The sequence below is a fragment of the Tardiphaga sp. 42S5 genome, assembly GCF_034044155.1.
GTDB classification, from domain to species: Bacteria; Pseudomonadota; Alphaproteobacteria; order Rhizobiales; family Xanthobacteraceae; genus Tardiphaga; species Tardiphaga robiniae.
The window spans coordinates 853,813-866,472 of sequence record NZ_CP139027.1 but is presented as its reverse complement, the minus strand read 5'-3'; the positions used below and the strand labels follow the sequence as shown (position 1 = coordinate 866,472).

The window sequence follows — 12,660 nt, the reverse complement described above, 5'->3', positions numbered from 1 at the left end:
ACAGCAAGAGGCGCCCGCCTCTCTCATCGAGGTTGCTGATGTCCGATCTGACGACGCTCCAACAGACTATCCTGGCCGATATTGCCAATGCTTCCGACGAAGCCGCCATCGAAGCCGTACGCGTCAGCGCACTCGGCAAGAAGGGTTCGATCTCCGCACTGTTGTCGACTCTCGGCAAGATGACGCCGGAAGAGCGCAAGACCGAGGGCGCCGCGATCAACCTGGCCAAGGATGCGGTGACGCAGGCGCTGACCGCGCGCCGCGACGTGCTGAAGTCCGCCGCACTCGATGCACGCCTCGCGTCCGAGACCATCGACGTGACGCTGCCGCTGCGCGATGGCCCCGCTGAGCTCGGCCGCATTCATCCACTCAGCCAGACATGGGACGAGTTGACGACGATCTTCGCCGATATGGGCTTCGCCGTCGCCGAAGGTCCGGACATCGAGACCGACGACTACAACTTCACCAAACTGAACTTCCCCGAGGGCCACCCTGCCCGCGAGATGCACGACACCTTCTACTTCAATCCGAAGGAAGACGGCTCGCGCCTGCTGCTGCGCACGCATACGTCACCGGTGCAGGTGCGCACCATGCTGAGCCAGCAACCGCCGATCCGCGTGATCTGTCCAGGCCGCACCTATCGCAGCGACAGCGACCAGACACATACGCCGATGTTCCATCAGGTCGAAGGTCTCGTGATCGACAAGGGTTCGCATCTCGGCCACCTCAAATGGATCCTGCACGAATTCTGCAAGGCTTTCTTCGAAGTCGATAACGTCAATATGCGCTTCCGTCCGTCGTTCTTCCCGTTCACGGAGCCGTCGCTGGAAGTCGATATCCAGTGCCGCCGCGACAAGAACGAGATCCGCTTCGGCGAAGGCGAAGACTGGCTCGAGATTCTCGGCTGCGGCATGGTGCATCCGAATGTGCTACGCGCCTGCGGCATCGATTCCGATGTGTATCAGGGCTTCGCCTGGGGCATGGGCATCGATCGTATCGCGATGCTGAAATACGGCATGGCCGACCTGCGTCAGCTGTTCGAAGGCGACGTGCGTTGGCTCAATCACTACGGCTTCAAGCCGCTTGAAGTACCGACGCTGGCCGGAGGACTGAGCACGTGAAATTCTCCCTCTCCTGGCTGAAGGATCATCTCGAGACCGACGAGTCGCTCGAGACGCTGACCGACAAGCTCACCATGATCGGGCTCGAGGTCGAACATATCGACGATAAGGCGAAGCTGCTGAAGCCGTTCACGATCGCCGAGATCGTCACAGCCGTGCAACATCCCAATGCAGATCGGTTGCGCGTCTGCACCGTGAATGCCGGCGATGACAAGCCGCTGCAGATCGTCTGCGGGGCGCCGAATGCGCGCGCGGGACTGAAGACCGTCCTCGCCAGGCCTGGTACTTTTATCCCGGGTAAGGATTTCACCATCGGCCTCGGCAATATCCGCGGCGTCGAAAGCCAGGGCATGTTGTGCTCGGCCGGCGAACTCGGACTCCCCGACGCGATCGACGGCATCATCGAACTGCCAGCCGATGCGCCCGTCGGCGCGATCTATCCCGACTGGGCCAAACTCGGCGATCCCGTCATAGAAATCAACCTGACGCCCAATCGTCAGGACTGCACCGGCGTGTCGGGCATTGCGCGCGATCTCGCCGCGGCCGACATGGGCGTGTTCAAGAATCCCGGCATCAAGCCGATCAAGGGCGAATTCCCCTGCCCGGTGAAAGTCACCGTCGAAGACGCCAAGCTGTGCCCCGGCTTCGCACTGCGTCTCGTGCGCGGCGTCAAGAACGGCCCGTCGCCGGAGTGGCTGCAGAAGAAGCTGACCTCCATCGGCCTGCGCCCGATCAATGCGCTGGTCGACATCACCAACTTCCTGACCTTCGACCGCGCCCGTCCGCTGCATGTGTTCGACGCCGCCAAGGTGAAGGGCGATATCGTTGTCCGCCGCGCACGTGACGGCGAGACGCTGCTCGCGCTCGACGGCAAGACCTACACGCTCGACAGCAAGGCCTGCGTCATCGCGGACGACAATGGTGTCGAGTCGCTCGCCGGCATTATGGGCGGCGAAGCGTCGGGCTGTTCGGAAGACACCACCGATGTACTGATCGAATCCGCGCTGTGGAACGAGATCAATATCGCGCAGACCGGCCGCAGGCTCGGGATCAATTCCGACGCGCGTTATCGGTTCGAGCGCGGCGTCGATCCGGTCTTCATGGTGCCCGGTCTCGAACTGGCAACCAAGCTGGTGATGGAACTGTGCGGCGGCGCACCGTCGGAGAGCATCGTCGTTGGCAAGCCCTACGGCGACGACCGTATCATCGACTTCCCGATTGCCGAGGTGAAGCGCCTCGCCGCCATCGACGTGCCATTCCCGGAGATGCGACGCATCCTGACGCATCTCGGCTTCATGGTGGCCGGCAGCGGCCCCGTGGTGAAGGTCGCAGTGCCGTCATGGCGTAGCGACGTGACCGGCAAGGCTGACATCGTCGAAGAAGTCATGCGCATCTTCGGCGTCGACAAGGTGCCGATGACGCCGTTCCCGCGCGGCGATGCCCCGCGCAAGCCGGTACTGACGCAGATCCAGCAGCGCACCCGCCGCGCCAAGCGTGGACTGGCCGCGCGCGGCCTCGTCGAAGCCGTGACATGGTCGTTCATCTCGAAGCCGCATGCCGAGGTGTTCGGCGGCGGCGCACCTGAACTGGCGTTGGCCAACCCGATCGCCACCGATCTCTCCGACATGCGGCCGAGCCTGTTGCCCGGACTGATCGCAGCCGCTCAGGCCAATGCGCATCGCGGTTCGTCCGACCTCGCGCTGTTCGAAGTCGGCCAGATCTTCCGCGGCGATCGCCCGCAGGATCAGTTCATGGCTGCATCCGGCGTGCGGCGTGGCCTCGCCTCGTCGGCTGGCAACGGCCGTCATTGGTCAGGCGCCAGCGCTGCGAACGCACTCGACGCCAAGGCCGATGCCTTTGCAGTTCTCGCAGCTGCCGGCGCGCCGATGCAGGCGCTGCAGATCGTGGCCGGTGGCGCGGACTGGCTGCACCCAGGTCGCTCCGGCACGATCCAGATCGGACCGCAGAACGTCCTCGGTCATTTCGGTGAACTGCATCCGCGCACGCTTGAGGCACTCGGTGCCGATGGCCCGTTGATGGCATTCGAGGTGATCCTCGATCGCATTCCCGACGCCAAGCAGAAGGCGACCCGCGCCAAACCGACTTTGGAGCTCTCGGCGTTCCAGCCTGTGTCACGCGACTTCGCTTTCATCGTCGATCGCACGGTCAGGTCCGGTGACATCCTCCGTGCGGCAGCCGGCGTGGACAAGAAGCTGGTCACCGATGTGACGGTGTTCGACGTCTATGAAGGCAAGGGCATCGACGACGACAAGAAGTCCGTCGCCATCGCCGTGACCATGCAGCCGCGCGAGAAGACCCTGACCGATCAGGAAATTGATGCGGTGGCAGCGAAGATCGTGGCGGAAGTAACGAAGAAGACGGGCGGCACGTTACGTGCATGATAGAATCACTCGGCCTGGTCCAGTATTCGACCACGTCGCTCGTTTTTATCACCGTCACCGCCTTCATCGCCGGACTGGCCCGCGGGTTTTCGGGCTTCGGTTCGGCGCTAATCTTCATGCCGCTCGCCTCAAGCGTGGCGGGCGCGCAGGTCGCGTCGCCCTTGCTGCTGCTGATCGACTTCTCGACCACACTGACGCTGATCCCGAACGCCGCAAGACGAGCCGACAGGCGCGACGTCAGCATCATTTCGCTGGGCGCACTTATTGGCGTGCCACTTGGCACGATGGCCTTGGCCTGGGCCGATCCGCTGACCGTTCGCTGGGGCATCGTCGCACTGATCGTCACGATGCTGACGCTACTGATCTCCGGCTGGCGCTATCCCGGTAAGCCGACCGTTCCAGTGACGGTCAGTGTCGGCGGCGTCGCCGGCTTTTTTGGTGGCTTGGCGCAACTCGGCGGCCCGCCGATAGTGATGTATTGGCTGCGAGACGCGGCAGTCGTTGCCGTCACCCGCGCAAATATCATCCTGTATTTCGCGGTCGCAGACGTCTTGATCATCATCAGCTATACGATCGGCGGATTGTGGAGCACGGCCATCCTTGGGCTCGCGGTAGTGACCGGCCCCCTGTTCGGCCTCGGCCTGTGGATTGGCTCGAAACTGTTCGGCAGGGCCAGCGACGAGCTGTTCCGCAAGATTTGCTACGCCCTAATAGCCGTCTCGGCGCTGATCAGCCTGCCGCTGTTCGACGGGATATTTCACTGACGCTTGCGTGACTTGCGGCGCCAGCCGCCGCGGCGCTAGGGTCTCTCCAATTCAAGAACAACGGGAGAAGACCATGATCGATCGCCGCGACATGCTGAAGTTTGCCGCTGCCGGCGCCATGGTCCTCGCGGCGCGCCCCGCGCTGGCGCAGACGCCAGCAAAACCGCGCACCAGGATCATATTTCTCGGCACCAAGGGCGGCCCACGCGTCGGCGTCGGTGCATCCAATCCCGCCAATCTCGTTGTGGTCAACGACACGCCATTCGTGATCGATTGCGGCATGGGCGTCAGCCGGCAACTGGTCAATGCCGGCGTGCCGCTTCCCTCGGTGAAGTATATCTTCATCAGCCACCACCATTCCGATCACAATCTGGAATACGGCAACCTGTTCTACAATGCTTGGGCCGCAGGCCTCTCGACGCCGATCCGCTCGTTTGGTCCCAAGGGCATCGAGGCAATGACCCGGGCTTACTGGGAGTTGAACAAATTCGACGTTGATACCCGCATCGAAGATGAAGGTCGCCCCGATCCGCGGCCGTTGCTCGTTGCCAAGGATATCGCGGAGGATGGCGTGGTGCTGCAGACCGCCGACGTCAAGGTGACAGCGTTTCGCACTCCGCATCCGCCGATCGTCGACAGCTTCGCCTACAAATTCGAGACGCCTGACGGCGTCATCGTGTTCTCCAGCGACACCGCTTACAACCCGAGGCTCGCAGAGTTCGCCAAGGGGGCGGACGTGCTGGTGCATGAGGCACTTTACGTGCCCGCTGTTGACCGGCTGGTTATTAAGACGAAGAACGGCGCGACGCTGAAAAAACATTTGATGGAAAGCCACACCACCACCGAGGATGTCGGCCGCATCGCCGCCGCGGCTGGCGTGAAGGTGCTGGTGCTCAGCCACTTCGTGCCGGGCGACGATCCCGAAGTCACCGACGAGGACTGGATCTCGGGCGTGCGAAAGAATTTTTCCGGCAAGATCATCGTGGCCAAAGATCTGATGCAGCTGGCGCTACCGTTGTAGCGCCAATAGCAGCCTCACGTCGCGGCTACTCCAACCCCGCTCCGCTCGACCGCTGCCGCCGCTGCTTCGTCCGCACCGGCTTGTCTGGTTCCGGCTCTTTCATTGCGCCGATCTTCTTGAGCGCCGCCTCTGCTGCGCGCTCGCCGCTTTCCCATGCGCCATCGACGGTGCCCCACAATGTTTCATGCGTGGCTTCGCCGGCAAGGAACAGATTGCCCATAGGCTCAGCCAGCACGCGGCGCGAGGCTTGACCACCCGGTGTGGCCCCCGACATGGCTCCGAGCACGAATGGCATCGTATCCCAGCGCGTCGTTGCGGAGCGTTTGATCGCGGCCTTGATATCGGAGCCGAACAGCTTCGTCAGCCATTCAACGGCGAAAGCCACCATCGCGGCCTCGCCCTGAGTTGCAAGGTCGCGGCCGAATGCGCCCGCAACATCGACGGTACACAGCGATGACCCGCCAATATTTGCAAACAGTGCACCGGTACGTGTGCTCGTGCTTTGCTCGACCATCAGCTCATCGCGACCCAGCCCGAGCGGATTGCCAGTAAACTGTAGCGCGATACGGTCATAGCTGCCGAGGCTGAGTTTTGCCGCCGCGTCGAGCTGCCGCTTTGGCAGTTCCGGCGTGAACTTGATTGTCCCCGACGACAACACATTGCTTGATGCGGTGATGATCACCGCCCGCGCCGCAACGCGCCCTGACGCCGTCTCAACGCCGATGTCGCGTCCGCTCCAGGTCACGCGCGTCGCAGGCGTCGACAGCGCCACCGGGACGGCCTCGCCGAGCTTACCCATCAACGCGCCGAGCCCCTGGCGCGTGGCAACGTCGATGGCGCGATCCTGCGCGCGCGAGAGATCCAGCGTCGAGAGATCCTTGAGGTCCTTGCCGGTCGCATAGGCCCCGAGCACGAAATCGATCGTGCCCGCCCAGTCCCCGAGATCCTTCGGCAGCGCCGCGGCGCAGGAGATGTCGGCGCGGCGCGCTGCCTCGTCGATGGCGCGATTGGCCCGCACGACCGCGGCGAGCAATTCCTCGGTCTCGCCGGCGCGGGCATTGCGACGGCCGATGCGCAGCTTCTGACTCGGCGGCGATGGCGCGACATCGATTCCCACCGGCCGGGCAAGCTTCACCACTGCGTTGGTTTCCGGCGTGTGCAGCCAGCGCGCGCCGCGATCGAACGGGGCGTCGAAACTTGTCGCGTCCGTCATGCACCGTCCGCCAATCCGGCTGGAGGCCTCGACCACGATCACCTTGCGATTGGCCGCCTGGATGCGACGCGCCGCAGCGATGCCCGCAGCGCCCGCGCCAATCACGACAATGTCAGCATCCCGCGGCAGCGACGCGGCCAATGTCCTTGCGCCGAACAGCGGCACAAGTGTCAATGCTGCGGACGCCGACAGGAAATCTCGGCGTGAAATCGTCATGACATGGTTTCCGAAATTTTATGATGCATGAGAACGTCTCGCGAACCTTGCCGTATTCGAGGATGTGCGGCAACCGTCGTGGTGAATCAATTGTCACCAGCGCCGCGCGGGCATGAACCAAATTGCAATGGCTCTCGACCATGATGGAGCCAGGGAAAGCGGTCGACATGAACCGCGCTGGGGGAGTCACGATCATGGGCCTCATGCTCGATACGGTCGGGAAACTGATCGCGAAATATCTGCAGAAGGAGCTGCCCGGCTACGAGCCATTCACGCCGAGCGACCCCGAACGCCTGCGCGGTATCATCCAGGAAGGTGACGTGCTGCTGGTCGAAGGCAACAACCGCGTCTCCGGCATCATCAAATATCTCACGCAATCGACCTGGTCGCATGCCGCGCTCTATGTCGGCCCAATCGATGGTGCTGCAGAGCCGAACGGCGAGCCGCATGTGCTGATCGAGGCCAATATCGGCGAAGGTGTCACCTCGGCACCGCTGTCGAAATATTATCCGTTCCACACCCGCCTGTGCCGCCCGGTCGGTCTGTCCTACGAGGACCGCACCACTGTGTGTCGCTACGCCATCAACCGGATTGGCTTTGGTTACGACACCAAGAACATTCTCGACCTGATGCGCTTCCTGATCCCGCTGCCAATACCGCAGCGCTGGCGGCGGCGCATGATCGCTTTCGGCTCCGGCGATCCCACCAAGATCATCTGCTCTGCGCTGATCGCCCAGGCCTTCGATGCCGTGCGCTATCCGATTCTGCCGAAAATCACGCGCGCCGGCAGCCGCCAGGCTCGCCGCGAGATCCTACATATCCGTGATTCATCGCTGTATATGCCCAGGGATTTCGATATCTCGCCCTATTTCGAAGTGGTGAAGCCGACCATCGAACTCGGCTTCGACTACACGGCATTGCATTGGGCCGACAAACAAAAGCCGCTCCGGGAGGTGGCGGGCACTTTCGATCCATTTCCGGACGTCTTCGGCACGCCGACGCTCATTCCTGAGACGACTGACACGGAAGCGGAAGTGGCTGACGAAGACGTGAGCAGGCCTCGGATCAGGCTAATCGCCTGATCCGCCACTTCAAGACTTGACCGCGCCCGCTGTGAGTCCGCCGACCATGTAGCGCCGGAAGGCGTAATACACTGCGGCTGGTGGTAGCGCGTAAATAAAGCCCGTGGTCATCAGCAATTCCCAGGGCGAGTCATCAGCGGCCAGGAAGTTGCCGAGCGCGACGGGTAGCGTGATCTCGGTATCCTTGGACAGCAGCAGAAAGGCGTAGAGATATTCGTTCCAGGCGAGCAGCAGCGCATAGGTGCCGATCGCGACCAGCGACGGCAACATCAGCGGCACATAGACCATGCGAAACAGTTGCAGCGGCGTCGCGCCGTCCATGATGGCGGCTTCGTCGAGCTCGAGCGGCAGCTTGTCGGACGCCTGCTTGAGCACCCAGATCGCATAGGGCGAAGCAATGGTCACCATCGCCAGGATCAGCGACCAGTGATTGTTGAGCAGGCCGTAATTGCCCATGGTGCGATACATTGGCACAGCGAGGAATGCGGCGGGAATGAAATAAGTGAACAGCGCCATGTTCATCACCGTTCGGCCGCCGCGGACGCGCAGGCGACTGATCGCAAAGGCCGCCGATGTCGCAATCACCAGCGTCAGCGCACCGACCGCCACCGCGATGACGACCGAGTTCAGGAACTGCGCCCAAAAATCGCGCAGGAAATAGTGCTGCTGATTGAACACGATTCTGAAATTGTTCAGCGTCGGATGGTCGGGCCACAGCTTGCCCGCGAACGCATCCTGCTTCGGCGAGATCGCGAACAGGAACATGTGGTAAATCGGAATCAACGTCCAGATCAGCACGGGAATGCCGATCAGCAGCAACCGCGCTTCCGTGCCGACTTCTCGTAGCGTTGGCACTCTCATCGGGTGAACCTCTTCATCGAGAGAGCCGTTTCATCATGAAATAGACCAGCGGCAGCACAAGCGGCATCGCGCAAACGATGGATGCCATCGACATGTCGAGCTGATCGAGGCGGAGATAGCGAATCCCCAATGTAGACAGAACATGAGTGAGATCCGCTGGCCCGCCTCCCGTCAACAGATAGACGCTGTTGAAGTCGCCGAGCGTCCAGATCATCGAAAGCAGCGTGCAGGTCAGATACAGCGTCTGCATCGATGGCCAGGTGATGAAGCGGAATTTCTGCCACCAGCTGGCGCCGTCGACATCGGCGGCCTCGAACATGTCCGTCGAGATCGCTAGACGCCCTGTCATCAGGATCAACGTCCAGAACGGCAGCGACTTCCAGATGTGGACCAGAATCGCCAGCGTCAGACCCATGGCGGGGTCATTCAGCCAGTTGGGCCCATCCTCGCCAGTGAATTTGAAGATCAGGTTATTGATCACGCCCCATTCGGGATTGAACATGAAGCGCACGGACAGGATGGTCGGGATCGACGGCACCGCCCAGGGCAGAATGAACAGCACCGATAGCCAACGTATCCAGGTGCGCGACTGCACGAAGAAGCCGGACAGGAACAGCGCCACCAGCATTTTGAGATTGATGCCGATAATCAGGAAGATCAGCGTGTTGACGACGGCGCGCGCGAATACCGGATCGTTATAGAGCGCGACGTAACTCGCCGGGTGCCGCGCCAACCACAAGCCATAACCGATCGGATAGACCACGAAGGCGGCGAACACGAGCAGATAGGGCGCGATCATCACGACGCCCCAGACCTGCGGCGTCGTGAGGCGGGCCGACCATGGCCGGCGTGGCAGCGTATCGGCGGGAGCGGGATAGGTGATCGTGGCCATGCTGTACACCATTGCAAAAGCCGGCCGCGAGGGGCGGCCGGCTTTGTCTCGGACTAACCCGCGATTTCCTTGATGCGGGCGATCAACTCATCGACGGCCTTCTCGACCGGCACCTTCTCGCTGACCACGCGGTTCATCGCCTTGGCCCAGACATTCTCGTTATTGAGGATCGTGAACTTGTAGTTCTTCACGAAATCGAACGACGAGGTGCCTCCCGTGAACTGGGTGTAGACCGCCTTGCGATGCTTGTCGGCCTGCCAGAACGGGCTTGCCTGTCCGGCCTTGGTCACCGGGAACCAGCGACCCAGCGCACCTTCGACATAGGGGCCAAGGTTTTCTTCTTCCATCAGGAACTTCACGAACTCCTTGGCGCCCGCCTTGTTCTTCGACTGCGAGAAGATCATCCCCGTCTTGACGTCGGAGCGATACTTGATCGGCGAGCCATCCGGCTTCAGCGGGAACGATGCCGTAACGATCGTTTCCTCATAGGCCTTCTTGCCGGCCGCGCGCTGCTCCGGCGTCAGCGACTGGTTCTGCGAATCCTCGTACCACTTCGCCGCGATCGAAATCGTGAAGTTGTGTGTCATCACGATCGTCTTGTTGTGGAAGGCAACATTGTTGTCAGGATCCTTCCATGTGGTGGATGATGGCGGCGTGCAACCTTTAATGTAGGTGTCGGTGTAGTCCCTCAGTGCACTGATCAGACCTTCCCGAACCTTGGGATCGTCCACCAGCAGCTTGCCGTCATCATCGACCAGCTTGACGTTATAGGCGTCCATGAAGGTGTAGAACGACTGGAAGGAGTCGGTAGATTCCACACCCATCGGCTGGCCGACGCCATAGGCGCGGCTGCCTGACGCCTTGCGATAGGCCGGCTGGACCTTGTCGCACCAGAACGACCAATAGCCCTTCCAGTCCTTGGGGATATCGCTGACTTTGTAGCCGGCCTGTTCGAGCAGATCGCTCCAGATCTCCACATGCATCGACTGCTGCTTCAGCGGAAACCCGTAATAGGCTTTCTTCTTGGTCTGACCATTCATCAGATAGGCCGTTTCGACCGTATTCGGAGCAAACTTGTCCTTCATCGGCGCAAGAATGTCGGTCAGATCCTCCAGCTTGCCCTCGAAAGCCCATTTGCCCGACGCCTGCACGTCATAAGTATCGGCATAGGCGACATCCGGCGGCGTGCCGGAATCCAGCGCGGCCACGGTTTTCGGGATCATATCTTGAATGGCATATTGCGAGAGTTCGACCTTGATCTTGGTCTTGTCCTCGAATTTTTTGATCGCGGCCAGCAGTGATTCATCTTCGGATTTGTAGAAACCCTTGCTGAACCAGACGGTGATGCTTTGCTGCGCGAAGGCGGGCGCTGCGGTCAGAAACAAGCCGGAAGCGGCAGTGGCAAAAACAAGCGCACGGGTACCCTTGGTGATCAAAACGTCGTCCTCCCTGATGATTGTTTTTCTTGAGACTACCTTTTTCTATTTATCCGTCCAGTGAAGAAGTCGATGCTGCGCTGCACTTGTCTGACAACTTCGCAACGGTTAGGTCTTCGTGATTACGAGGAGAAAATCGGATGCTTGTCGCTGCCGCCAAGGCGTTATCGCAAATTCTTTCGCCACCGATGCGCAGCATTCTGTGGAGGTCGATCGGACTTGCCCTGATTTTAATCACCGTATTGGCGATCGGCATGCAGCGGCTATTGAACTGGGCTGCCACTGCGGGCGGCATCTGGGCCGAAAGCACGATTGGGTCGGATTATCACACGATGATCAATGTGCTGTCCTGGATCTTGTCGATTGCCGCCGGTCTCGGCGTCGTCGTCGGCGCAATCTTTCTGATGCCGGCGATCACGTCACTGGTCGCCAGCGTGTTCGTTGATGATGTTGCCGATATCGTCGAGCGCGAGCACTATCCCGCGGAGCGTGTCGGCGTCGCCTTGCCGTTCGGGCTCGCCATTACCGAGGGCGGCAAGACCGCGCTGCTGACCATTGCGGTCTATCTGATCGCGCTACCCTTCGTATTCTTCGCCGGCATTGGTTTCGTTGTCTTCTTCATCGCCACAGCCTGGCTGCTCGGCCGCGAATATTTCGAGCTGGCCGCCATGCGGTTCCGCTCGCCGGCGGACGCCAAGGCGATGCGCAAGCAGCATGCGGCGACGGTGTTCACCGCCGGGCTGTTCATCGCAGCCTTCGTCTCGATCCCGATCGTCAACCTGGCCACGCCGCTGTTCGGCATGGCCTTCATGGTCCATATGCACAAGCGATTGAGCGGACCACGACCGGAGTTGATCGAGCCGGGTCGCGTGACGAAGATGCCGGTCGCCTAGACCACCGTCTTCTCCGGCCACTGGCACAGATCGTTGATCAGACACACCTCGCAGCGCGGCTTGCGTGCGAGACACGTATAGCGGCCGTGCAGGATCAGCCAATGATGAGCATGCAGCATGAACTCGTGCGGGATCACGCGCTCCAATTCGAGTTCGACGTCCAGCACGTTCTTGCCCGGCGCCATGTTGGTGCGATTGCCGACGCGAAAGACATGGGTGTCCACAGCCATCGTGTGCTCGCCAAACGCCATGTTGAGCACGACATTGGCGGTCTTGCGCCCCGCCCCCGGTAACGACTCGATTTCGGTGCGGGTGCGCGGCACGACGCCGCCGAATTCGCGCATCAGCTTTTCCGAGAGCGCGATAACGTTCTTCGCCTTGGTGCGATAGAGGCCGATGGTCTTGATATACTCCCGCACCGTCTCTTCGCCGAGATCGATCATCTTTTGCGGCGTATCGGCGATGGGAAACAGCGCGCGCGTCGCCTTGTTGACTCCGGCGTCAGTCGCCTGCGCGGACAACACCACTGCAACCAGCAATGTGTAGGGATTGAGATGTTCGAGCTCGCCCTTGGGCTCGGGATTGGCCTTGCGGAAGCGCGAGAAGGCTTCATGGACCTGGGCTTTGGTCCAAGGCCTCAACTTGATGGGTTTCAGCTTGGCTATCTTCTTCGCTGGTGCCTTGACCGCTCTCGCTACGACCTTCTTTGCAGGACTGGATTTCGTGCTGGCGGGGAGCTTGCGGGTGATTTTCGGCATC

General features: G+C 61.2%; 11 protein-coding genes. 6 read left to right on the top strand and 5 right to left on the bottom strand.

Annotation, left to right across the window (positions count from 1 at the left end; all coding sequences use genetic code 11):
- The first annotated feature begins 38 nt into the window (after window positions 1–38).
- The 4 genes from pheS (at window position 39) to SFY93_RS04075 (ending at window position 5,308) form a co-directional block, all read left to right on the top strand.
- Entirely contained in the window at window positions 39–1,121 is a 1,083-nt protein-coding gene (gene pheS / locus SFY93_RS04090) for a phenylalanine--tRNA ligase subunit alpha (RefSeq protein WP_320446142.1), read from the top strand.
- Window positions 1,118–3,523 (top strand): phenylalanine--tRNA ligase subunit beta, encoded by a 2,406-nt coding sequence (gene pheT, locus SFY93_RS04085; RefSeq protein ID WP_320446141.1) that lies wholly within the window; start codon window positions 1,118–1,120, stop codon window positions 3,521–3,523. The genes pheS and pheT overlap by 4 nt, the downstream gene beginning before the upstream one ends.
- Window positions 3,520–4,287 carry a TSUP family transporter gene (locus SFY93_RS04080; protein WP_320446140.1) on the top strand — a complete coding sequence of 256 codons (768 nt, stop codon included), beginning with the start codon at window positions 3,520–3,522 and terminating at the stop codon, window positions 4,285–4,287. Before pheT ends, SFY93_RS04080 begins: the two co-directional genes overlap by 4 nt.
- Before the next feature lie 73 nt (window positions 4,288–4,360).
- Window positions 4,361–5,308 (top strand): MBL fold metallo-hydrolase, encoded by a 948-nt coding sequence (locus tag SFY93_RS04075; protein WP_320446139.1) that lies wholly within the window; start codon window positions 4,361–4,363, stop codon window positions 5,306–5,308.
- A gap of 25 nt (window positions 5,309–5,333) precedes the next feature.
- Here the strand turns inward: SFY93_RS04075 and SFY93_RS04070 are convergent, their stop codons facing one another.
- Entirely contained in the window at window positions 5,334–6,737 is a 1,404-nt protein-coding gene (locus tag SFY93_RS04070; RefSeq protein WP_320446138.1) for a flavin monoamine oxidase family protein, read from the bottom strand.
- Between the two features lie 194 nt (window positions 6,738–6,931).
- Between SFY93_RS04070 and SFY93_RS04065 the strand changes: the two genes are divergently transcribed.
- Entirely contained in the window at window positions 6,932–7,819 is an 888-nt protein-coding gene (locus SFY93_RS04065) for a YiiX/YebB-like N1pC/P60 family cysteine hydrolase (RefSeq protein ID WP_320447689.1), read from the top strand.
- A gap of 9 nt (window positions 7,820–7,828) precedes the next feature.
- Here the strand turns inward: SFY93_RS04065 and SFY93_RS04060 are convergent, their stop codons facing one another.
- The 3 genes from SFY93_RS04060 to SFY93_RS04050 are packed head-to-tail and all read right to left on the bottom strand — an operon-like array spanning window position 7,829 to window position 11,008.
- Entirely contained in the window at window positions 7,829–8,680 is an 852-nt protein-coding gene (locus SFY93_RS04060) for a carbohydrate ABC transporter permease (protein ID WP_068730277.1), read from the bottom strand.
- A 13-nt stretch (window positions 8,681–8,693) separates the two neighbouring features.
- Window positions 8,694–9,572 (bottom strand): carbohydrate ABC transporter permease, encoded by an 879-nt coding sequence (locus SFY93_RS04055; RefSeq protein WP_231078616.1) that lies wholly within the window; start codon window positions 9,570–9,572, stop codon window positions 8,694–8,696.
- Window positions 9,573–9,625: 53 nt separating this feature from the next.
- Window positions 9,626–11,008, bottom strand: a complete 1,383-nt coding sequence (locus SFY93_RS04050; protein WP_320446137.1) for an ABC transporter substrate-binding protein — start codon at window positions 11,006–11,008, stop codon at window positions 9,626–9,628.
- Between the two features lie 140 nt (window positions 11,009–11,148).
- Between SFY93_RS04050 and SFY93_RS04045 the strand changes: the two genes are divergently transcribed.
- The gene (locus SFY93_RS04045) at window positions 11,149–11,901 is read left to right on the top strand and encodes a sulfate transporter family protein (RefSeq protein WP_320446136.1); all 753 of its coding nucleotides are present in this window, start codon (window positions 11,149–11,151) and stop codon (window positions 11,899–11,901) included.
- On the opposite strand, the gene nth is transcribed toward SFY93_RS04045, so the two are convergent.
- Window positions 11,898–12,659 (bottom strand): endonuclease III, encoded by a 762-nt coding sequence (nth, locus tag SFY93_RS04040; RefSeq protein WP_320446135.1) that lies wholly within the window; start codon window positions 12,657–12,659, stop codon window positions 11,898–11,900. The genes SFY93_RS04045 and nth overlap by 4 nt on opposite strands.
- Window position 12,660: the final 1 nt, after the last annotated feature.